The 23,656-nt window shown below is 58.6% G+C and carries 16 protein-coding genes; 11 read left to right on the top strand and 5 right to left on the bottom strand.

The window, feature by feature from the left end; genetic code table 11:
- The first annotated feature begins 155 nt into the window (after nucleotides 1–155).
- Nucleotides 156–1,958, top strand: a complete 1,803-nt coding sequence (locus tag G3M56_RS06370; protein ID WP_164362976.1) for an SLC13 family permease — start codon at nucleotides 156–158, stop codon at nucleotides 1,956–1,958.
- A gap of 184 nt (nucleotides 1,959–2,142) precedes the next feature.
- Nucleotides 2,143–4,623: a glycoside hydrolase family 84 protein gene (locus G3M56_RS06365; RefSeq protein WP_164362975.1), complete on the top strand. Its 2,481-nt coding sequence runs from the start codon at nucleotides 2,143–2,145 to the stop codon at nucleotides 4,621–4,623.
- 530 nt (nucleotides 4,624–5,153) lie between these two features.
- On the opposite strand, the gene G3M56_RS06360 is transcribed toward G3M56_RS06365, so the two are convergent.
- Complete coding sequence (locus tag G3M56_RS06360) at nucleotides 5,154–7,850, bottom strand: cation-translocating P-type ATPase (RefSeq protein ID WP_164362973.1); 2,697 nt, start codon at nucleotides 7,848–7,850, stop codon at nucleotides 5,154–5,156.
- Between the two features lie 485 nt (nucleotides 7,851–8,335).
- Here G3M56_RS06360 and G3M56_RS06355 point away from each other — a divergent pair, with 485 nt between their 5' ends.
- The 4 genes from G3M56_RS06355 (at nucleotide 8,336) to G3M56_RS06340 (ending at nucleotide 11,987) form a co-directional block, all read left to right on the top strand.
- The gene (locus G3M56_RS06355; RefSeq protein WP_164362971.1) at nucleotides 8,336–8,917 is read left to right on the top strand and encodes a hypothetical protein; all 582 of its coding nucleotides are present in this window, start codon (nucleotides 8,336–8,338) and stop codon (nucleotides 8,915–8,917) included.
- A gap of 111 nt (nucleotides 8,918–9,028) precedes the next feature.
- Nucleotides 9,029–9,322 carry a DUF6966 domain-containing protein gene (locus tag G3M56_RS06350; RefSeq protein WP_164362969.1) on the top strand — a complete coding sequence of 98 codons (294 nt, stop codon included), beginning with the start codon at nucleotides 9,029–9,031 and terminating at the stop codon, nucleotides 9,320–9,322.
- Between the two features lie 551 nt (nucleotides 9,323–9,873).
- A complete protein-coding gene (gene gloA2, locus G3M56_RS06345; RefSeq protein WP_164363025.1) occupies nucleotides 9,874–10,269 on the top strand; it encodes an SMU1112c/YaeR family gloxylase I-like metalloprotein in 396 nt (131 codons plus the stop codon).
- A 368-nt stretch (nucleotides 10,270–10,637) separates the two neighbouring features.
- Nucleotides 10,638–11,987, top strand: coding sequence for a sulfatase-like hydrolase/transferase (locus tag G3M56_RS06340; protein WP_164362967.1), 1,350 nt, complete (start codon nucleotides 10,638–10,640; stop codon nucleotides 11,985–11,987).
- Between the two features lie 21 nt (nucleotides 11,988–12,008).
- On the opposite strand, the gene G3M56_RS06335 is transcribed toward G3M56_RS06340, so the two are convergent.
- Together G3M56_RS06335 and G3M56_RS06330 are read right to left on the bottom strand one after the other, a co-directional pair.
- A complete protein-coding gene (locus tag G3M56_RS06335; protein WP_164362964.1) occupies nucleotides 12,009–13,391 on the bottom strand; it encodes a hypothetical protein in 1,383 nt (460 codons plus the stop codon).
- 320 nt (nucleotides 13,392–13,711) lie between these two features.
- Nucleotides 13,712–14,923, bottom strand: coding sequence for a hypothetical protein (locus G3M56_RS06330; RefSeq protein ID WP_164362962.1), 1,212 nt, complete (start codon nucleotides 14,921–14,923; stop codon nucleotides 13,712–13,714).
- 239 nt (nucleotides 14,924–15,162) lie between these two features.
- Between G3M56_RS06330 and G3M56_RS06325 the strand changes: the two genes are divergently transcribed.
- The 5 genes from G3M56_RS06325 to G3M56_RS06305 all read left to right on the top strand — a co-directional run bounded on the left by G3M56_RS06325 (nucleotide 15,163) and on the right by G3M56_RS06305 (nucleotide 21,048).
- Nucleotides 15,163–16,959: an NADPH-dependent assimilatory sulfite reductase hemoprotein subunit gene (locus G3M56_RS06325; RefSeq protein ID WP_164362960.1), complete on the top strand. Its 1,797-nt coding sequence runs from the start codon at nucleotides 15,163–15,165 to the stop codon at nucleotides 16,957–16,959.
- Between the two features lie 8 nt (nucleotides 16,960–16,967).
- Nucleotides 16,968–17,705 (top strand): phosphoadenylyl-sulfate reductase, encoded by a 738-nt coding sequence (locus tag G3M56_RS06320; RefSeq protein WP_164362958.1) that lies wholly within the window; start codon nucleotides 16,968–16,970, stop codon nucleotides 17,703–17,705.
- A 28-nt stretch (nucleotides 17,706–17,733) separates the two neighbouring features.
- Entirely contained in the window at nucleotides 17,734–18,702 is a 969-nt protein-coding gene (cysK, locus tag G3M56_RS06315) for a cysteine synthase A (protein ID WP_164362956.1), read from the top strand.
- Between the two features lie 158 nt (nucleotides 18,703–18,860).
- Nucleotides 18,861–19,649, top strand: a complete 789-nt coding sequence (proB, locus tag G3M56_RS06310; protein ID WP_164362955.1) for a glutamate 5-kinase — start codon at nucleotides 18,861–18,863, stop codon at nucleotides 19,647–19,649.
- 259 nt (nucleotides 19,650–19,908) lie between these two features.
- Nucleotides 19,909–21,048: a phosphotransferase gene (locus G3M56_RS06305; RefSeq protein WP_235203621.1), complete on the top strand. Its 1,140-nt coding sequence runs from the start codon at nucleotides 19,909–19,911 to the stop codon at nucleotides 21,046–21,048.
- A gap of 69 nt (nucleotides 21,049–21,117) precedes the next feature.
- Here the strand turns inward: G3M56_RS06305 and pyrC are convergent, their stop codons facing one another.
- Nucleotides 21,118–22,137 (bottom strand): dihydroorotase, encoded by a 1,020-nt coding sequence (gene pyrC, locus G3M56_RS06300; protein WP_164362951.1) that lies wholly within the window; start codon nucleotides 22,135–22,137, stop codon nucleotides 21,118–21,120.
- 64 nt (nucleotides 22,138–22,201) lie between these two features.
- A complete protein-coding gene (locus tag G3M56_RS06295; RefSeq protein WP_164362949.1) occupies nucleotides 22,202–23,656 on the bottom strand; it encodes a hemolysin family protein in 1,455 nt (484 codons plus the stop codon).

Below are 23,656 nucleotides of genomic sequence, written 5' to 3'. Positions count from 1 at the left end.
CGTTCGTTCTCTCTCAGCCCTCCTCCCTCTCCTCAAATTTCACGATTCCCTCTTGAAGGAAAGCCGACTGACCACCATGGTGGCGCGTGCCCTACAGGTTCGAACAACGATTGATTTCGTCCACCTAACCGCACGACTCCGCTTTCTCCCCCTCAATGGATTTCACGACTGACCAACTCATCGTCATCGCCGTCGTCATCGGCTGCACGATTAGCTTTATCAAAGAATGGCTGTCCACAGAGCTCACCGCGCTGCTGGGCACGGCCATTTTGTTGGCTCTTGGAATCCTCGACATCTCCGACTGGGCGCTTGGGTTCTCCAACCCCGCACCTCTGACCATTGCCTGTTTGTTCGTGGTCAGCGTGGCGCTGGAGCGCACCGGCTTGATTGAAACGCTGGGCGATCAGTTCCTCCATTTTGCCAAAGGCAGTGAAAAGCGCGCCCTGCTACTGATCATGACGTTCCCGCTGCTAATCTCGGCAGTGATGAACAACACACCGGTGGTGGTGGTGATGATGCCAGTGATCCTCGCCTTCTGCCGTTCCACCTCCGCCAAGCCCTCCAAGCTGCTCATCCCGCTCTCGTACGCCACCATCCTCGGCGGTACGTGCTCAATGATCGGCACCTCCACCAACCTGGTGGTCGACGGAATGGCCCGCGACATGGGCATTGATGCCTTTTCGCTCTTTTCCATTACTCCGCTCGGCATCATCTACGGAATCGTGGGCGGAATCTACATGTGGTTCTTCGGCCGCCATTTGCTGCCGGAGCGCGAAACCCTCAGCTCATTGCTTACTCCGGAGATGCGCCGCGAATTCCTCGTGCAGGTTCTCGTAGGTGAAGAATCCCCACTCGTAGGCCGCGCCATCACCGATCTTCTCTCGAAAGAACTCAAGGGAATGAACATCCTCGAGGTCCGCCGCCGCGGGGTCAACGTCCTGCTCCCACTCCCAGACGTCGAACTCCAACAGGGCGACCGACTCGTTCTGCGCACCGGCCGCACCGGCATCCAGAAACTGCGCGACACCTCGGGCACCGACCTCGGCTGGGGCAGCGACCTCGGACTCGAACCGCTGGAACAACGTGAAGCCTTGCTCATCGAGGGCATGGTCGGCCCGGATTCCGACCTCGCCGGCCGCACACTGCCGGAACTTGCCTTCCGCCAGCGATTCAACTCGATGATCCTCGCCATCCACCGCCGCGGTGCCAACATCACCAGCCATCTGGAAACCCATCCGCTTCAGTTCGGCGATACCTTGCTCGTCGAAGGTACCAAAGAGGGCATCAATCGACTGATGGCCGAACGTGGGTTCGTCACCCTTTCCGAGCCCAAGGAGCAGCCCTTCCGCCGTGAGCGCGCACCGGTCGCCATTGCCGCCATGGTGGGCTTCATCGGCCTGGGCGCGTTCGACGTGCTGCCTACTCTCACCCTCGCCTTCCTCGCCGCACTGACCGTGGTCATCGGCGGCTGTGTCACCACCCGCGACGCCTACGAAGCCATCGAGTGGCGCATTATTTTCCTCATCATCGGCATGCTCGGAGTCGGCAGCGCCATGCAAAGCACCGGCGCGGCGGAAACCATCGCCAACGGCTTGGCTGGAGGCGTCTCGACCCTCGGACTTCCCTCAACCATCCACCCGTACGTGCTGTTGGCGGTCGTCTACCTGCTGGCCTCCATGTTCACCGAACTGGTCAGCAACAACGCCGTTGGGGTGCTCCTTACGCCAATTGCGATCAACCTTGCACAAGCCTCGGGCTACAGCGCCATTCCATTCATCATCGCGGTCATGTTCGGCGCCAGCGCGTCGTTCACCACCCCGATCGGCTACCAAACCAACACCTACGTCTATGGTGCCGGTGGGTACCTTTTCAAAGACTTCGTCAAAGTTGGTCTACCGCTCAACCTGTTGCTGTGGGTTGTAGCCAGCATCACCATCCCGCTGCTTTGGGGATTCTAGACGGCACCCTGCCTAAAATCGAATCGAGCGGTCCACGCTGCCCCCTTTCGTTTTGGACCGAATCCCTCAGGTGGGCGTTGTTCCAGGCCAATCTGGTTGTCAGTCGAGGATTCCATCGATTCAATGCAATATTCCGGCGTGCCCGGCCGTTTGTGGGTGCGCCTAATTTCCAGCTTTCATGATCATGTCACGCACCTCATCATTGACCGTTTCCCTGGCATCCGTCGCACTCTGCGCCACCGCACTGGCCGGTGACCCAGCTACCGACGTCTGGCCAAAACCACAAAAGGCCGTCACCCAGCAAGCCGATATCGCAGCCAACCAGCTCGACCCCGCACAAGTCAAAGACTTCACTGCTTTGGTCGGTGCCTTCAGGGCCATCAATGCACGTCCATCCGGCAAGCTCGGCATCACCACCACCGTTGGAGATGCCGCCACCCCCATCCTCGCCAAGGCCAAAGTCAAAGACACCCCGGGCGCCTACGTCCTGAAGGTGGATGGCAACGGCATCCAAATCGCCGCAGCCGACGACACCGGCATCTTCTACGCCACCCAGACCCTGGCGCAAATGATTGCCACCGACGGCAAACTCAGCCACTGCCGCGTGGCCGACTGGCCGGACATTCCATTCCGCGGGTCGATCGAAGGATTCTACGGCAAACCGTGGGAACACGCACGCCGCCTCAGCCAGATCGAGTTCTATGGGAAATACAAGATGAATGCCTACATCTACGGGCCAAAGGACGACCCGTATTCAGGCTTCAACTCCCACCTCTGGCGCGAAGAATACCCAGCCGACCAGGCCAAACAAATCACCGAACTGGTCGAAGCCGCGAAAAAACACCACGTCAACTTCATCTGGGCCCTCCACCCTGGCTCGTCCATCCGCTGGGATGACAAGGACGGCGACGGCACCCCGGACGACATCATCGTCGCCCAGAAGAAACTCGAGGCCATGTACGACCTCGGCGTGCGCTCGTTCGCGGTCTTCTTCGACGATATCGGCGGCGAAGGCGCACGCGCCGAAATGCAGGCCAAAATGCTCAACCAGATCAACCGCGACTTCATTAAAAAGAAGCCGGACGTCACTCCATTGATCATGTGCCCGACCAGCTACTCGGGCTCCGGCGCCAATGAATACAAAACCAGGCTCGGCGCACAGCTCGACCAGGACATCGACATCATGTGGACCGGCCCGGGCATCTGCGCGGACATCCCTGCCCCAGCGGTCAAAGAAGTGTCCCAACACTGGCAGCGCAAACCATTCATCTGGTGGAACTGGCCGGTCAACGATTACTGCCGCACCAACCTCCTGATGGGCCGCACCTACGGCCTCGACAAGGAAAACAAAGACCTGCTCTCAGGCTTCGCGTCCAACCCGATGGACAAGCCGGAGGCCTCGAAGCTCGGATTGTTCAGCATCGCCGACTGGGCGTGGAACGTCGACGCCTTCGACTCGGAGCAATCGTGGCGCGCCGCCTTCCCTCGTCTCTTCCCAAGCGTGGCGGAGGAAATGTTTGTCTTCGCCAAGCACAACTCTGATCAGGGCCCATCGTTCCACAACTACCGCCGCGAGGAGTCGGTGGAGATCAAGCCTGCCGTCGACAAAGCACTCGCCAACTACCGCCAGAACCAGCAACTCAGCGCGGAGGACGCGCAGGTTCTGCTCGCCGAGTTCGCGGAGATCACCGCGGCTGCCGATAAAATGATCACCACCCTGCCACAGACCGATCCCGCTCTCTGGCACGAGATCGAGTTCTGGGTCAAGTCGTTCAAAGCCCTCGGCGATGCCGGCACCGCTGCCGTCAAACTCGCCTCGGGCAAAGGAGGCGACGGCAATGCCCACCTGGCTTTGTTCTCAGTCATCGCCAATAGCAAAGCCCTGCAGCAGGACTTCTACGACGCCCAAAAACAACGCCACTTCGAAGAAACTTTCGCCAGTGACAAACAGTGGGCAAAAGGCTGCAAAGTCTCGACTCTCGTACTCACCCCATTGGTCGATGAACTCTTCAACGCGGAATGGGCCAAGGCCGCCGAGAAGATGGGCGGAAAACTCGCCGCAGACAACGCAGCCTACCAGGCATTCTCCAATGTCGATTCGATGCAGAACCTCCAGGCCGAACGCGACGGCAAGTACGTCAACCTCGCCCGCATCCTAGAGGTCGTGAAGCTCCAGCCGAACGACCACATCGGCCTGGCTCTTCCCGAAGGCGTCTTCGGCAACTACATCCACATCAAGCTCGACAACGCGGCCGCTGCCGATGCCTGCAAGGTGGAAGTTTCAACCAACGGAGACAACTGGAAGCCGTTCAACGCACGCAAGGGCGGTGGCGAACTGCAAAACCCACTCAACGTAAACGACAAGATCCGCTTCTTCCGACTCGTCAACAGCTCGGACAAGCCAATCGAGTTCCGCATTGAGAAGTTCAAGTTCGACGTCCCTGCCGGTGCCGCAGCCAACTCGGTTGCCGCCACCACCGACGGCGACCCAACCAGCTTCTACACCATCGACAAGCCACAAACCCTGACCGGACCAAAGGCCGCGAAAAAGGCCATCGTCCTCAGCGACGCCCCGGCCTCCGCCATCCAACAAAATGGCAACCAGGTGACCATCACCCCACCATCCGGAGGCAAAGTCCGCATCTTCGAAGTGGTCTGGCAGTAACTTCAGCAAACTACACCCAACGCCCGGCAGAGAGCCCTCCTCTCCGCCGGGCGTTTTTTTTGTTCCCATCCGGAGCTACCTCGCTCAGGAGGGGGATACTCACGCAGAGACGCAAAGACGCAGAGGTGCCCTAATTGCACGTAGACATCTTCAGGGTTGATAGCCACAAAAAGGCTTCGTCTCTCCGCAACACGCAGCACCCCATGGACCGCCGGTTTCCCATCCGGCCACCAGATCCATCCGGAGCGCAGCGACCACACTAACAGGAACGCCTCACCCAAAGGCGCTGACAGACAAAACTCTGTGTCCTCTGTGGTTCAAAACAGATCACCCGTGAGCGTTTTCAGTGGTCCGCAGATGACGCCAATTCCGCAGATTTCTTTATTGGCATCATCAGCCCTCTGGAGTCCAGACCATCTGCTCCGAGGACCATTTCGCACCGACGGCAGGAATGCCGTCCCTCCAGCACTGCGCATGCATTGGCGGAGCTCAAATCATGGTGATCTTGTGAATCCTGTCCAAAAAACGACTTACTGCGCTCTCCTCCTCCACCACGACCACTTGTGAAGCTCCATCGCCGGCACAATCACCAACGCCAGTAACGTCACCGCCATCCACGTTTCGGCAGACACCGGAGCCGTCCCCAGCACGCCCTGCATGATCGGCAAATGCATCACCGCCAGATGGATCAAAAACGCAGCAACCGCGCCCACCAGCAGAATCGGGCTGCGCAATGGAGAAATCCCAAATGCAGAGCGCGTCTCCGACCGACAGTTCCCAATGTGAAAGTTCTCAAACAACACCATCATCAACAACAGCGCATTGCGCGCATCCGCGTCAGCCCAACCTCGACTCAGCATCCAATCAAACGCACTAAACCCAATCACCCCCATCACCAACCCGGCCACCACCGTCCGCTCGATCATCAATCGGTTGAACACCGATTCCCCAGGAGGCCTTGGCCGACGCCGCAACACATCACCCTCCCCGCGTTCAAATGCCAGCGCCACATCCTGGATCCCATTGGTCACCAGGTTCAACCACAGGATCTGCACCGGCAGCAGCGGCAGTGGCATTCCATTGGCAATCGCCAACCCCATCAGAACCAGCTCCGCCGCGCCAGTGGAGACCAGCAGGTAGATTACCTTGCGGATGTTATCGTAGGCGATCCGCCCCTCCTCCACACCGGCCACAATGGTTGAAAAGTTATCGTCACTGATCACCAAATCAGCAGCCTCCCGCGCCACGTCCGTACCGCTTTTCCCCATCGCCACCCCGATATTCGCCGCACGCAAAGCCGGTGCGTCGTTCACTCCGTCTCCCGTCACGGTTACAAAATGACCATTACGCCGCGCTGCCTCGACGATCTCCAATTTCTGCCGCGGCGCCACCCTCGCGAACACGCGCACGTCCCGCACACGATCGGCCAGCGCCTCCGACTCCAACCCCACCAACTCGGGGCCCGTTACCACCTGGGCTTCGTCATCCGCCAACCCCAGATCCCGCGCAATCGCCAGCGCTGTCACGCGGTGATCCCCGGTCACCATCGTGATCTCCACCCCCGACTCATGACACGCAGCCACCGCGTCCCGCGCCCCCGGCCGCAGTGGATCAAGCATTCCCACAAACCCCAAAAACGACAGCCCAGATGGCACCGCCGGCGCATCCCCCGACTCCGCCCCCACATCGGCTCCCCCCTCAGCCAGCGCCAGCACCCGCAAGCCACGCCCCGCCATCTCCAGAGCTTCCTGCTCAAGCCCGGCGATCTCCCCGCCACACATGGCCAGCACACGCTCCGGCGCCCCTTTGACAAAGACCCGCAACCCGCTCTCCCCTCGGTTCACGGTCGCGGCAAACTGATGCTCCGCCTCGAACGGGATCTCATTCACCTGGGGGAAGCGGTCCAACGTCGCCTCACGCAGCCAACCTAGTTTGTGACCGAACGACAACAACGCCACATCCACCGCATCACCGCGCCCCACCCAGCCACCATCCCGCGGGTGCAGATCCGCCTCGTTGCACAGCACACACGCCCGAGCCAACCGCTCCAACCCTGGCTCACTCCCAACCGCCACCGCCTCGCCCGACGCAAGCACCTCGCCAATCGGCGCGATCCCCTCACCCGTCACCGTAAACACACCACCATCCGCCCCGCGCACCTCACGCACCGTCAATTCATTCACCGTCAGCGTCCCCGTCTTGTCCGTCGCGATCAACGTACAGCTCCCCAAGCCCTCCACCGCCGTCAGCCGACGCACAATCACCCCGCGCCTCGCCATCCGCGTCGTGGCAATGGAAAGCGCCACCGTCATCGCCACCGGCAGCCCCTCGGGAATCGCCGACACCGCAAGCGCCACCACAAACAAAAACATCTCGGACGCATCGTAGTTCCCCAGCGTCACACCCAGCAACCCGATCAGCGTGGCAAGCGTCAGCGTCCCGCCCGCAATCGCATTGGTAAACCGCTCCATCCGCTTGAGCAACGGCGGCTTCCCTCCCGTGGCCACCGCCACATCCATCGCCAACTGCCCGACATGCGTGGCACTGGCCGTCGCCACCACCACGCCCTTCGCCCGCCCGCGGGTCACGATCGCTCCCGCGAACCCCATGTTCAATTGATCGCCCACCGTCGCCGACTCGTCGCCACACCACTCCGGATCCTTTGCCACCGGCAACGATTCACCTGTCAGTAACGATTCATCCACCTCCAATCCATGGGCGCTGAGCAAGCGCAGATCCGCCGGCACCCGGTTGCCCGACTCCAGCCACACCACATCGCCCGGCACCACCGCATCCGCCGGCACTTCGCGCACTTCGCCGTCGCGCACCACCGCCGCCCGGATCCGCAATAACTTGCGCAACGCATGGCTACTCTGTTCCGCCCTCCACTCCTGATAGCTCCCGATCACCGCATTGATCCCCAATACCGCAGCAATAAACCCCGCATCCTTCACATCCCCAATCACCACCGACACCACCGCCGCTATCAGCAAGATGTAGATCAGCGGACTACAAAACTGCCGCAACCCAATCCGCCACAACGGCGTCGGCTGGCACTCCGGCAAGCGGTTCGGCCCATAGAGCGCCAACCGCCGGCCGGCCTCGTCTTCCGACAACCCATCCTCACGAGCCTCCAACGCCTCCAGCACAGCATCACGCGCCAGCGCATGCCACGCATGCCACGCATGGCACGCCTGACCAACCGCACTGGATTCTTCCGCACTCATGGGTAACCAACGCAAAAACGCACTCACCACTATGCCGTCACCGAGCCCCATCAATCAAGCCATCACCCACCAAAGCTCCCGCCCACTACCGGATGCCCATCGTCGCTCATGGATCTAGCTCGCAGGCCATCTTCCGATGATACTCACGCAGAGACGCAAAGACGCCAAGTTCCCACATGCGGTCGCCAGAGGTTAGCACAGCCCCCCCTCGGACCGCCGGTTTCCCATCCGGGCCATCCCGCAGGCGCGGAACTACGCTGGAAGCGTAGCTATCGGAACGTAGCGACCACTCCAAAAACCTCACCCACCGACCGATTCCCCGTCAATCCTCTTGTCCTCCCCACTGCGCCCATTAACATCTCCAAACCTCCAAAGAACAACAGCGCCCCCACACTCGCCAGATCCCCGACCTCTGGATCACAGCCCCCCGCATTATCACCGCGCCCCCACTACCCCTCCCCTAAGAAAACTGTTTTCCTAAAAATATGAAACGGCTATTGACTCTTCTATTCGCAGCAATATCGATTCCAGCAATTTCTCAAGGCGACGATTTGCCTAGGAACTGGGCGGCGCCAACAGATGGATTTGAATGGCCCGCTTCCCCGAAAGGCGCACCGGTCTTCCAGACCAAATGGCACAAGATTGCTGATTTGGATGAGAGCATTCGGGAATTGGCAACGATTCAGATCAAGGGCTCAAATGAAACGCCACCCGAGCAAGCGAATATTGCTGAGGTGGACTTGAATGGAGATGGGAAGAATGAAATTTTTCTACGTATTCCACGCTTAGGTGGTACCGGAGGGACATTTTTTCTCATTTTCACTCCCGAAGCCAAAGGCTATCGAGTGATCGGACAGATGCAGGTCGTCGATGTAAAATTCGTAGAAAAGAAGCGCGGATGGTATCAGATAGAAACGAGTAGTCGCGGCGGTCCTTCCGACTACGCAAGAATGCTCCTTACCTTTGACAAGAAGGGCTATGAGATGACCAGATTGGAGAACCATGATCTCGCAGCAAGAACAATGATGATTCGAGACTTACAAGGAGAACAAGGCGACGCTGACTAACACCTGCCCCGTCGCGAGTTCAATCTTCCATGGCCGTTGAACCCACAACCCGCAGTCTAAGCTGCGCCCACGGGCAGGTGTAGGAGGCCTTTGACGTTCGGTAGAAAATAGATGAGCGAATCAAAAACAGTCGAAGCCACGCTTATGCGTCTCATTCACTTGCTTGAAAAAGCAAAAGAAGACAACTGGGTCATCTACTTTGGAAACGCATTGGAACGGCTCCAGCAAGGCAACACTGAAAAAGCAAAACAAGTAATCCGCAGAGCCTATGGCGGGATGTGCAGTTTCAACGATCTAGGTTTGAACTTCATCACCGACAAAGAATATGAAGAAGTACTGAAACTAAGAAACGAACTTTGGGAATTGAGTAAACCAACCAGCCTGATAAAGAAAATATTTGGCTGAAGACATACCGAACAAGGCAGTGGAGGCGATGCCTACAAACGCTCGCCTCTTTTGTCACGAGCCCATGAACAATCGATCCAAGAGAGGACTACTGGTTGTTGTCATTGGAGCAGTGCTTTCTGCTCTGCCTTTACTCTGGCCACTGACTACGGATCAGTATGACCCGTATTACGGCAAGGCTCCGCTGTGGATCGTTGCAAATTGCGGGGTGATTGCTCTATCCGCACTCTATTGCGGAGCCACTGCCATGCTTTTCGAGCGATGGGTGTGGCTTTGGGTGCCCGCAGTTGGATTGCTGATGCTGCCTGTGGCTCTGCTCGCAGGCTTCATCTTCTGGATGATTGGCCTCTTGCTGATCCCTGTCGGCCCTGCGCTGCTATTGACATCGGGATGGATTGCAAGCCTGCCTCGCAAGAGTGCTCAAGAGGGCCCCGCGGCATGCCGGAACACCCGCGCGTTGCATCCCCCCATCACGCCCGGCTCATAGCTTGGCAAGCGCATCCGCAGCCTCTTCCGGCACGTAGTGGGTTGCCTATCTAATGTCTCCCACCATGCAACTCCAAGGCATCCATCACGTGGCGGTGATCTGTTCGGATTACCAGCGATCCAAGACCTTCTACACCGAGGTGTTGGGGCTGCGTGTGGTGGCGGAAACCCACCGCAAAGAGCGCGGCTCCTACAAGCTGGATCTGGCGCTTGCCGACGGCACGCAGATTGAGTTGTTTTCCTTCCCCTCCCCGCCGCCGCGGCCGACTCAGCCGGAGGCGCAGGGCTTGCGTCACCTCGCGTTTGCGGTGGCAGACTTGGAAGCTGCCGCGGCCGAGCTCCGCCGGCATGGCATAGAGGTCGAACCAATCCGTCAGGACGAACTGACCGGTCGACGGTTCACCTTCTTCCGCGATCCGGACGACCTGCCGCTGGAACTCTACGCCACCGGCGAGAAATAGGCCCGACCGGAATGGCACTAACTTAGGGAGTTTCGTCGTGTCGGGAGCGGCCTGCGGGTGGGCGCTGAGGTTTGGCGGGATCGAACGCTTGGCCGGATGGGGGCGTCGATTAACCCAGGGTGTGGTCGCCTGAGGCTCCCGTCACCCTGGGCTGGTATGCGTCTCCCATTCAGGGAGGAATTGACGGCGATGGGTCTTAAGTTAGTGCCATTCAGGCCCGGCCGCACTCTCATGTCGCCCGAGCCAATCGAACACCAACGCGCTGAAACTAGCCGTACCATGAAAGATCACCTAGGGTGACACGTTGAGATCCCGCGCGGAAACGCTGACTGGTGAAGCACCACACCGTCATCTACGCCAACCTGATTATGAAAATCCCCCCATGGCTCACAGTACTCGCCGGAATGACTTTGGTTCTATTCGAAGTCCGCGCGGAACAACCCAACATCGTCCTACTGCTAGCCGACGACTTGGGCTACGGAGAGCTTGGCTGTTATGGCCAACAGGTGATCCAAACGCCGACACTCGACAAGCTTGCAGCGGAAGGAATGCGCTTTGAGCAGTTTTACGCAGGCTCGCCGGTGTGCGCGCCGTCGCGAGCGGTCTTGATGAGTGGAAAACATGCAGGCCACACGTCGATCCGAGGCAATTTGGGGGTATTTGACGGCGGCGAGCGCCGCAGGGTCGCCCTGCAACCAGACGAAACCACGATGGCTGAGATGCTCAAGGCCGCGGGGTACCAGACGGCATTTGTAGGCAAGTGGCATTTGGATGTCGCAGAGGATCCCTCCACCTGGGCATTCTCGCGCGGCTTCGATTTCTCGGTCCAAGAGCAATGGGATGCCCGCAACCCATCGCGTTACAATGCCAACAAACATTGGATCAACGGAGATCAGGAATCCATCAACTACGACATCACCCGCTACGACTGTCTGGACGAATTCCGCACCGATCTTGCGTTGCAATTCCTCGACGAAAAAGACGATGAGAGACCCTTCTTCTTAATGATGTCCTACCGCGCGCCGCATGCCCACGAGCGCAAGATCGGAAACCAAACGCTCTACGCGGATCGCGGATGGACGGAAATGCAGCGCCGCCATGCTGCCAAAATCACCCTGCTCGACCGCGAGGTCGGGCGCCTCCTGAAGCGCTTGGAAAAGGACGGCGATCTGGAGAACACCCTGGTTTTGTTCACCAGCGACAACGGCCCCCACGTGGAAGGGCAACACATCCCAAACCCATTTCAGAGCTCCGGCCCATTCCGCGGCCACAAGCGCGATGTCTACGAGGGCGGCATCAGGGTACCGCTGATCGCCTATTGGAATGGGAAGATCCAAGCAGGATCGGTGACTCGGCATCTGTCGGCCTTTTACGATATCATGCCAACGCTGGCGCAGGTTGCCGGAACCAGCGCGCCCGATGACACCGACGGCATTTCGTTCCTCCCCGAGTTGCAGGGTAAGGCACAAGCCGAGCACGAAGCGCTCTATTTCGAGCTCTTCCACGTCGGGAACTCGCACTTCCGCCAGGCGGTGCGCCAGCAGAACCTGAAAGCGGTGCGTAACGGGGAGAACTCTGAAATCGAGCTCTATGATCTAAGCACGAATCACGTCGAGAGCCAGAATCTAGCACCTCACCGACCTCAGGAGGTGGAGATGATCAAACAACAGATCGACAAATCGCATCGCGATACCCCGGGCTTCTCTATCCAAAAATAGAACTCCGGAACGAACCCTGGACTACGCGCCCGGCTGCTCGAAAGAGATGTCGATCCCGGCGCGGGTCCAGTAACGTTGAAAATCCTTTTGAAACTGCTCCGGCGTGCGCTTGCCATAAAGCAACGGAGCCACTTCAGCATGTGCCTTCCCTTTTTGAAGAGCGCGAAGGTACTGCTGGAAAGCCTTTTTCCCCGATTCCCCATCTCCGTTGAGCATATAGTGAACGAGCAAGGTCGCCACGCCATAGTGCACAGCGGATCGCTTGCCTTCCCCTAGCAAATCGGCGTCGAACTCGAGCTCTGAAAATGCCATCAACCGGGCCAACGGCGGTGAAACCACCTTGGTACCAAGTCCGAATCCCGGTTCATACGGCTTTTCGACGATGGTATCCTCCATCTCCGCGTCCTCGAGCAACTTTTCCATGTCGCTCTTCTGATAATCGGGATCGAGCAGGTATTCCTGGTCTTCGACTTCCGCAACCGGATGGACAAAGAAACGCTCCACCGGCCGCTTCATGCTGGATGGAGTAAACTTTCCCGGACGGTACGGGGTGATCCGCATGAAGCTCGCCAGTCCACGGTCGAGCCACGACACCTTCGTCCACGCAGGATCCGCCAATTGACGAACAAACAAGGCTACCAACTCCTGGTCACGCCCCGAGGCATCACTGGTATAACCGTTTCCGATCTCCTTGACTCCGAGAGCCTCCAAGGTGATCAAAACTTCTCCGTTTCGCGCATTATAACTGGCCTTAGCTCCCATCAAGCCCCCCGCCATCCGGTAGTCCTTCTCCGAAGCAAACAAACGTACAGGGAATTTCTCCGGCTGCTGCTGCCGAGGCTTGGTAAAGTTCAGCGGCACCTGGGCACAGTAGCGGTGGGTCGACTCCAGGAGAATCATCAAGCGTTTGCTCAACGATTTTGACAACCTCGCTGATGTGCGGACACGGTAGTGCGCGCTTTCACAGACATAGTAATCATCGCCCTCCTCTGGCTCGATGAACTTGAGATCGGGCGAGATGTCAGAATCGATCACCGACGGCCACGGATCCGAAAAATTAGGCTCGACCGGACGGGCCGCGGGCTTGGCTTTTTCCGGCCTGGTCTGGCGTTCATTAGGAGCGAATGGATCACGTAGCTGGTCTGCGCGAAGTTTGCGGGCGAACTCGGTACGGGCGAAGATCCGGTCGCGGCCGGCAAGCTTCTCCATGGCAATCCAGACTTCCCGACCATTGGCCAGACGGACGCGCACCCCGCGGGTCATGTCCACCTCCAGCAATTCCGCCTGGACCTTGCGCCCCTTTACATCCGTCCACGTGCGCATTTCCGCCGATGCGAAGGCTGTGCCTGCAGCCAGTGCCGCGCACATTAGGAACCTCCATCGTTTGCGAAAATCCATACTCATCAATTGGTGGATGATGAGATAACAAGTGATCCTTTGGTCCGTCAACCATGCTTCATCTTCAAAGCCAGCACATTTTCCTGAGGTGCTCTCGTGAGGAATAGCTTTGAGGCGGCGCAATGACGGCAGGAATGCCGCGCCTCCAGCGCTGCGCACGCATTTATCACTCCACCTGAGGATCTCATAACTACCGAGGAATCCCATCCTTCCAGCCTCCTCCCGGTGCACTCTGTGTCATCAGTAGATCCAACCGACATCGCCCGAGAGTGACTGAATATCAGTCATGATCGCGCCTAGCTTCATGGTGAAAACTCCGCCATCAGCTAATCGGCGAACTTCACATCCAAGCCGCGCCTCTTCCACACCATGGAAAACATGCGCTCGTGATAGTCAAAGTCGCGGGCACCCAACAAGGCTTCATTCGCCTCCTCAGAGCTGCCTCCCCGCAGGACTACCCTCGCATAACGTTTCAAAGGCTCACCATCACCGCGCTCGGCATCGTGGGCAAAGTAGCAAAACCACATCAACGCACCCGCATAGTGGGTGTTGACTTGTTCAGCGGCATCCTCGTCCTGCAAGCTCATCCCGATAAAGGCTCCCTGATCCATCTGCAAAAACGACTCCATCGACGGCAGCGTGAACACAGTTCGCATCGAACGCCCCGCCTGTCCCCTGCCCGGAACACGGGTCAGATATTCCACGATCGACCTCTCAATCCCCCGCAAGTCAAAGCTCGATGTACGCTGGGGAATCACCGCGACATACTCGGCCAGCCCCTCACGGAACCATGGGTTGCCGTCGAGCAAAGTTCCCGTCAATTGGTGGGTGATTTCATGCACCAAAGTGGAATGTTCTCCGCCAGAGTCCATGACATAGCGTCTTCCAGCCTTCCGCACGCCGATCGATTCCAGCGGAACCAGACAGGTGTCACGCCCAGTGTCGTAGCTACCCGAGCTGCCCGCGGCCCCACCGGCAGCCAGATACTCACGCTTGGTACTGAAGAGTAAAATCGGATAACGGGTACGCCGCTGCTGCTTGAGCTGGTGAGGGCGCAACCCGAGCGGCAACGCCTCGCATACCGCGTGAGTTCCCTCGAACATCCGTGCCATCATGGCTACCACGGAAGCATCCAATTGCTCGTCACACACAAAGCGGAAGTTGTCCGAGTACCAGCAATAGAAGGTTCGCCCCGCCCTTTCGTATGATTTGTCGGTCTCGACCTGAACGCTACGAGGAAAAGCCATGCGCCCCGGCCAACTCCCGTTGAGCGATTGCTCGACACCGTTGGTCGTATCCCCTCCCTCTTGGTCCTTCTGCCATAGAATCAACCAATTGCGGTCCGTAGCGGATAAATCCGCCAACCGCATGCGGACATCCTGCCGGTCACGATCTCGCCGCAACACCACAGTATCGCCCTCAATCGACACGACCTCGGCGACCAAGCTGCGCCCGCGAACATCCATCCATGTGCGCACCTCGGATGCCTGCACCGCCACAGCAGAAAGCCCGCAGGCAATCAACAACGAACGCAGCAAAGAAGTAATCCTCAGCCTTCTTGTCAGGTTTAAACGCACCCAGTGAGCATGCCAGAGAACCCCAACCAACTGCAACCGCATTTATCGAAGACCTGGAAATCAAGGAAAAACAAGGCATCCAGCACGTTGCGAACGAAATGCGCAGATTTCAGCTTGCAAAGAGAAACTTAATCCTTAGATTCCTCACCAGTTTACTAATATTTAAACTTTTGCAACTCTCCCACCCCGCGTAATTCATCATGGCTACCGCTACTCAGAACGAAGACCACACCCGCTCGGCTCCTGTTGAGAATCTGTCGAAGAACGAACCGCTCAAAGTGGGCAGCAACTACCTCAAAGGCACGTTGATCGAGAGTCTGGCCAATGCGTCGACCGGCTCGATCAGCGCAGACGAAGGTCAGCTGCTCAAGTTCCACGGATCGTACATGCAGGACGACCGCGACCTGCGCAAGAACCGCCGTGCCCACAAGTTGGAGCCGGCCTACTCGTTCATGATCCGCGTTCGCGTGCCAGGTGGTGTGACCACACCGGAGCAGTGGCTCGCGATGGATGAGATCTCGGACACCTACGCCAACGGCACCATCAAGCTGACCACACGCCAGGCGTATCAGTTCCACGGTGTGATCAAGAGCAACCTCAAGCAGACAATTGAAGACATCAATTTGTCGTTGCTCGACACGATCGCTGCCTGCGGCGACGTGAACCGCAACGTGATGTGCAACCCGAACCCATACCAGAGCAAGCACCACGCAGCGGTCCTCGAGTTGTCGAAGCAGATTTCCGACCACCTCACCCCGAAGACCCCGGCTTACCATGAGATCTGGCTGAGCGACGAGGCTGGTGAGAAGTTCAAGGTGACCCAGGAGCCGGAGCCCATCATTGGCGACTCGGGTGACGAGGTGGAGCCGATTTACGGCAAGACCTACCTGCCGCGTAAGTTCAAGATCGTGGTGGCAGTTCCACCTAGCAACGACGTGGACATTTACGCCCACGACCTCGGATTCATCGCCATCATCGAAGACGACAAGCTCGTCGGTTACAACGTGACCGTTGGCGGAGGCATGGGCTCGACCCACGGCAACACCGACACATTCCCACGCTTGGCCGAAGTGCTCGGATTCTGCACGCCGGAACAAGCCGTGGCTGTGGCTGAAGCTGTGGTCTCCGTACAGCGCGACTTCGGCGACCGCAAAGTGCGCGCCCACGCCCGCCTCAAGTACACCATTGAAGACCGCGGCCTCGACTGGTTCCGCGACCAGGTCGAACAGCGACTCGGTTACAAGCTGGGTGAAGAGCGAGAGTTCGCATTCGAAGACAATGGCGACCGTTACGGATGGGTTGAAGACGAGGACGGCAACTGGCACCACACGCTCTTCGTTCAAGGCGGCCGCGTGCTGGACAAAGGAGACTTCCGCCTGCGCACCGCGCTGCGTGAAATCGCCAAGGTCCACACCGGTGACTTCCGCCTGACCGCCAACCAGAACCTGCAGATCGCCCGCGTGACGCCTGAGAAGAAGTCCGAGATCGAAGCACTTCTCAAGGAGTACCAGATCGATGCGACCTTCGAGCGCACCGCCCTGCGATTGAACTCAATGGCCTGTGTGGCACTGCCAACCTGCGGCCTCGCATTGGCTGAAGCCGAGCGTTACCTGCCGGATCTGATTTCCCAGATCGACGACGTGGTCGAGGAAGCTGGACTCGCTGAAGACGCGATCACCATCCGCATGACCGGCTGCCCTAACGGCTGCGCCCGCCCATTCCTGGCCGAGATCGGTTTCGTCGGACGTGGACCAGGCCGCTACAATCTGTACCTCGGTGGAGGATTCTCCGGCAACCGCCTCAACAAACTCTACCGTCAGGACATCAAGGACAGCGAGATCGTAGACACCCTGCGCCCGATCATTCTGGACTACGCCCAGAACCGCAACGAAGGCGAGCGCTTCGGCGACTTCGTCATCCGCAAAGATTACATTACCGCCACCGTGCAGGGCAGCGATTTCCACGCCAACCTGCGCCCCGACGTCGTGGCCAAATAACCATCACTATGGCAGATCCACTCACATCCAACGAAGCCCTCGCCTCCACGGAAGTCTCTAACGAGACATTCGCCGCGATGGACATCGTGGAGCGCATCCGCTACGTCGCCCGCCAATGGGACGGCGAAGTGGTGGCGACCACCAGCTTCGGGGCCCAGGCGGTGGTGCTGCTGCACTTGCTCAGCCAACACGCTCCGGATGTCCCGGTTGTGTGCGTTGACACCGGCTACCTTTTCCCTGAAACCTACCAGTACGCCGAGACCCTCCAGCGTGAGCTCGGCCTTGAGGTGAAGTTCTACTCGTCGCCAATGACACCGGCACGGATGGAAAGCACCATCGGCAGGCTGTGGGAACTCGGCGAGGATCAGGCCAAACAATACGGACTGATCCGCAAGGTTGAGCCGCTCAACCGGGCAATCAAAGAGCTGGGCGCCAAAGCCTGGATCAGCGGAGTGCGCCACGCGCAGTCCAAAGACCGGGCACAGCGCACGTTCATCGAAAAGCAGAAAGCCACCACCAAAATCTATCCAATCCTGGATTGGACGGATGAGGAAATCGCAGACTACATCGATACCCACCAGCTTCCGCAGCATCCGCTCGTCGCGCGTGGATTCGTCTCAATCGGCGATTGGCACTCCACACGCAAACTTGAAGAAGGAATGAGCCAAGAGGACACCCGCAACCACGGCAACGGCCGCGAATGCGGACTCCACCTTGACTCCAACGTCTCAGACTTCCAAATCTAACCAAACCAACACTGAACCACCCAATACCATGTCAGCTACCATCAGCAATTCATTGGTCGACGCCATCGGCAACACCCCACTGATCAAACTCAGCCAGCTCCCTGCCGCAGACGGCGCAGAGGTCTTCCTCAAAATGGAAGCCCGCAACCCGCTCAACAGCGTCAAGGACCGCATCGGCAAGGCCATGATCGAAACCGCCGAGCGCGAAGGGAAACTGCACTCCGACAGCATCATCATCGAGCCAACCTCTGGCAACACAGGCATCGCTATCGCATTCGTCGCACGTGCCAAGGGCTACCGCTGCATCCTCGTCATGCCTGAGACCATGTCGATCGAGCGCCGCGTGCTGCTACACATGCTCGGTGCTGAACTCGTGCTCACTCCAGGGCCGAAAGGCATGGGTGGAGCCATCGCCAAGGCCAAGGCTCTCGCAGAGGAGTACGGCGAGAAGGCATTTGTCCCTAGCCAGTTCGACAACCCAGCCAACCCACAAGTTCACCGCGAGACCACCGCGGAAGAGATCTGGGAAGCGACCGGCGGCGACATCGACGTGTTCATTGCAGGCGTTGGCACCGGCGGCACCATCACCGGCGTGTCCGAAGTGATCAAAGGCCGCAAGGAACTCCACACCGTGGCAGTCGAGCCAAAGGACAGCCCGGTCATCTCCGGTGGCGCCCCAGGTCCACACAAGATCCAGGGCATCGGTGCGGGATTCATCCCAGGCAACCTCAACACCGAAATCCTCGACGAGGTCTTCCAGGTGTCCAACGAAGATGCCTTCGCAACCGCGGCCACACTGACCGCCACCGAAGGTATCCCAGCAGGCATCTCGACAGGTGCGACCGTTTACGCCGCACTTGAGATCGCCAAGCGCCCTGAATTCAAAGGCAAGAAGATCGTGGTGATCGGGGCCTCGGGCACCGAGCGCTACCTCTCGACCCCGCTGGCAGAATCCGCCCGCGAGTTCGTCAGCCAGATCCCGACCAGCGAGGTCTAATCCCGCCCGTCAGATCCTCTCTCATCGATCACCCCGACCGCACTCCCCATCCAATCAGGGATCCTGCAGTCGGGGTGATTCTTTTTTTTGCACCGAAGGTCAATCACTGTATGGTTCCACACTCTCGCTAGAATAAGAGAGCTTATCTGCAGTCAGCTATGAGCGAGCGCATTGTGATCAAAATTGGTACCGGCGTACTGACCCGCGACGCCGGGATCGGTATCGACGAACCTATTGTCGCACGCCTCGCCGACACCCTCGCCACACTGGCCGCCAGCGGCCATGAGATCATCCTCGTATCCAGTGGCGCGGTCGGCACCGCATTGAGCGAACTCGCTATCGACACCCGCCCTACTGATGTCGCGGAACTACAGTCATTGGCCGCCATTGGCCAGGCGCGACTGATGCAGATCTACAACAAGCACCTCGGCACCCACGGACTCACCGCGGGTCAGATGCTGCTTACGTACTCGGATCTGGAGTCTGACGGCAGGCGCGAGCGGGTGATGCGCACGCTGGAAGCTCTCGTCGCCCGCCCGAACGTCATCCCCATCATCAACGAGAACGACACAGTTGCCGTTGAAGAACTGCGCTACGGGGACAACGACACCCTCTCAGCGGTGATCGCCACGCTGGGGCATGCGGACAAGCTCGTGCTGCTCACCTCCGTCGACGGCCTGCTGGCTACCGGTCCAAATGGCGAATCGTCGACGATCGAGGAGATTTCCGATTTCACCGCCGCTCTCAGTCACGTTAAAGATGAAAAGGGCCGGCTCTCGGTTGGCGGCATGGCCAGCAAACTCGATGCGGCACGCCGAGCCGTTGAGAATGGCGTGGAAACCTGGATCGCCAATGGCAAGCGTTGCCAAAACCTGCATGACATGCTCTACGGCAACGACAAACGTCGCACGCGCATCACCCCGACCCCGCCCCCCCCTAAAAGTTAGGTTGGGAAATGTTTGTCAGACCAAGCCCTTTTCATACAATCACCGCCTTTTCAATGCCTCAGATCACCCTCGCCCTTCAGAATTCAAGCCCGCTGTCCACCTCACCGGCCACAAGCGAGCAAGGAAACATGGCACCCTCCCTGCTTCCGCGATTCAGCGAACCCGATCTCCGCGGCTCATCCCGCACAGCGGGATAATTCAAACCCTCCCCCATCAATCGTTTCTAGCCATGCCTCTGACCGCCTTTTCTAAAAAAGCCATGAAGCCTCTCAACCTCACGGAATCCATCTACGACATCCAAATGCTGGCAGACCGCTTTGCCATCCCTGGCTCACTGGTCGAGGGCGGATCATTCGGCAACGGGCTGATCAATGACACCCTCGTCGCCACATTCGAAAACGACGGCTATTACAAGCGCTACATTTTCCAACGCATCAACCACGAGGTCTTCAAGGATCCCGTGAGCCTGATGGACAACGTCGAGCGGGTTTGCACGCACATTCACAACAAGCTGACAGAAGCCGGCATCGACGACCTCGACCGACGCGCCCTGACGCTCCTTCGCGAAGCCGACACCAACAACGCACTGATCCGCGACGAAGACGGCAACTACTGGCGCGGCTATCACTTTATCGAGTTTTCAACCAGCTTCGACGTCGTCGACACGGAAGCACAAGCATTCGAAGCCGCACGTAAGTTCGGTGAGTTCCAGTCGCTCCTTGCCGACCTCCCAGGCGACCGACTGGCAGAGACCATCCCAGACTTCCACAACACCCCAAAGCGCTTCGAAGCTCTTGAGAAAGCCATTCAACAAGATCCACTTGGCCGCGTTGCCGACGCAGGCCCGGAGATCGAGTTCGCCATCTCCCAAAAACCGATGGTTTCGCGCCTCATCGAACTGCACAAGCAGGGGCTCATCCCAGAACGCATCACTCACAACGACACCAAACTCGGCAATGTCTTGCTCTGCGACAAAACCGGTAAAGGGCTCTGTGTAGTGGACCTCGACACCATCATGCCGGGTCTCACTCTTTATGATTTCGGCGACTTGGTGCGAACCTGCGTCTCTCCCGGTCACGAAAACGACCGCGACACCTCAAACCAATATGTGCGCCTCCCCATGTTCCGGGCACTGGCCGAGGGTTTCCTCGAGGAAACCGCAGACATCCTGACCCCGGACGAGCTTGAGCAAATGCCCTTCTCAGGACGCCTCCTCACCTTCGAAGTCGGCATCCGCTTCCTGACCGACCACATCCTCGGCGACCCCTATTTCGGAGCCAAGCGCAAAGACCACAACCTTGAGCGCTGCCGTACGCAGTTCGCCCTGGCCCGGTCACTTGAAGAGAACGAGGCGGAGATGCAGAAGATCGTCCGCGAGATCATGGCCGCGAGATCTTAAGACCTTGAACCAAAAACGGGCGCTCCGGAGATTTCCGGAGCGCCCGTTTTTTTACCCTTGAGCAAATGCCTACGCGTCGATCGACTCGATCGACCACGCAATGGTCTCACCCGCGTACATCGGCACCACAGGGTCGACATCACCATAGGTTGCCGGCACGTCGAATGGACGCTGCACCAGCTTCACCTTCTTCGCCGGCGGGGTGACTCCATAGATACGCTGCGCGTTGTCAGAAATGAAAGCCTGCAGGTTCTCCGCGCAGCCATTTTTCGTGAACAAGTCCGCCAACACCTGAAGTGCAATCGGCGCCGTGAAAACACCCGCCGCACAGCCACAGCACTCTTTCTTATGACGAGGGTGAGGCGCTGAATCACTACCGAACATCAGCTTCGGATGAGCCTTCAGCGCAGCATCAAGTAGTGCCGCTCGGTCCTCCGGACGCTTGGCAATCGGCTTGCAGAAAAGGTGTGGGTTGAGCATACCGCCCGCCACGTCATCCAGCGTGATGAGCAAGTGCTGCAACGTCACGGTGGCGAAAAGGTTCTCGTACTCGTCGAGCAACTTCACCGCATCCGCCGTGGTGATATGCTCCATTGTGATGCGGAGTTTCGGGAAGGTCGTTGCCAAGTGACGGTAGATCTCAAGGAACTCTTTTTCCCGGTCCATCACAAATCCGTGGGTCTCGCCATGGATGAGCAAAGGAATACCAAGCTCTTCCATCCGGCGGATCGTTGGTTCCGCGGCATCAATCGCCTTCACTCCTGCCTCGGAGTTGGTGGTTGCCCCCGCAGGGTACAACTTGATCCCAATAATATGCGGCTTGGCAGCCTCCAGCTCCTCCATCGAATACTCGCGGAAAAAGAGCGTCATGAACGGATCAAAAACATGATCACCAATCGCAGACTCAATGCGCCCGCGGTAGTCATGAACCATATCGAGGCGATCGACAGGTGGCACCAGATTGGGCATGATCACCGCGCCGGAGAACGATTCAGCGGAGAGCTTTCCGACCTGTCCGAGCATTTCACCATCCCGCAAGTGGAGGTGCATATCGAGTGGGGAATTGAGGATCATCGACGATTCAGCCATAACGCCCCATCATCGCCGCAATCCCGCGTTACCGCCACCGGAAATCTCTCGGTGGCCTCAGAGATCAACTGCGGGTATCAAGCAATGCAGCCTCGTCAGGCAAGGCGCGCTTGAAGTGCAACTGCCGAATCCTCCGATCGTCCGCCCGCGTCACCGTGACCATGAAGTCTTCCACCGCGATCTTCTCGCCTTTGGACGGCACCCGCCCCAGAAGGTCGGTGACGTAACCACCAATGGTGGAAACCTGGTCGTTGTTGAGCACCAAATCCGTCACGTCCGCAAGCTCGTACAGCCCGAGCGCTGCGTCCGCCAGAAACTCATCATCACTGATCTTCACAAACTCATCGACCTCCTCGTCGAACTCGTCGTGAATATCCCCGACCAACTCGGCAATCACATCGTCGAGGAACACGACCCCGACCGTCCCACCAAACTCATCCACTACCATTGCCAGGTGCGCATGTTCTTTGAGGAAGAACTCCAGCAAGCGGTCGAGCTTGATCTTTTCAGGCACAGGCAACAACGGGCGCATGATATCCACCAGATTATTGACCGGATCATCCTCCACCAACTCAACCAACCCTGAACGGGCCGCCGCGAGCTTGAGCATGTCCTTGATGTGCACCATTCCCATCGCGGAGTCGAGATGCCCACGAACCACCGGGAAGCGGGTGTGACGCGATTCAATCGCCAACTGCAGCTTCTCCTCGAATGGCAGGTCCATGTCCAACGCCACTACCTCACTGCGCGGCGTCATGATATCACGCGCACAGAGATCACTCAGCTCCAGCGCATTGACCACAATCTCCCGCTCTGTCTCGGTCACATCCGTATCCTGCCCAGAGGCATGAATCAGGCTCTGCAACTCCTCAGAGCTGTGCACGACGTCGCCCTCTTTCACCGGACGAACACCAACCGCACGCAGAACCGCCGCCGCCACCTGCTCAAGCACAAAGCTCGCAGGGTAAAGCAGCCGCCTGAACACCAACAAAATCCATCCACATTGCAACACGGTGCCCTGCGGATTCCGAATACCGATCGACTTCGGCACCAACTCACCAAATACCACCAAGCCACTCAGCACCATCAACAAAGCGACCACGCCACCAAACAGCGGCGCCATCTGCTCGTCCGCAGTAGCCCAGCCCAACATTTCCAGCACGCCCATCACCGGCTCCACCACCATCGGCACCGTCAGCACCCCGATGGCCATTGTGGACGTCGTCATTCCCATCCGAGTCACGGACAGATACTTCTCAGGCTTCTCGGCAATCCTACGTGCCAATGCAAGCCTCCGCGAGACTTTGCCTGCGCTAGCGCCATTCCCACCATCGCCGCCTTCCACGTCACGAGACTCCTCCTCAATCCCCACACCACGGATCTTCTCGATCGCAAACTCAGAGGCGACGAAGATCGCATTGAGCACCAGCAACAAAAGCAACACGCCCAAGCGGAGCGCGATGTTCCCCCAATCGAATGCGTACCAGTCTTCTAATGCGGCCAACGGCAGACTATTCAT

This window comes from Sulfuriroseicoccus oceanibius (genome assembly GCF_010681825.2).
Lineage (GTDB): Bacteria > Verrucomicrobiota > Verrucomicrobiia > Verrucomicrobiales > SLCJ01 > Sulfuriroseicoccus > Sulfuriroseicoccus oceanibius.
The sequence above is the reverse complement of the archived record's forward strand: the minus strand, read 5'-3'. Positions and strand labels throughout refer to the sequence as shown.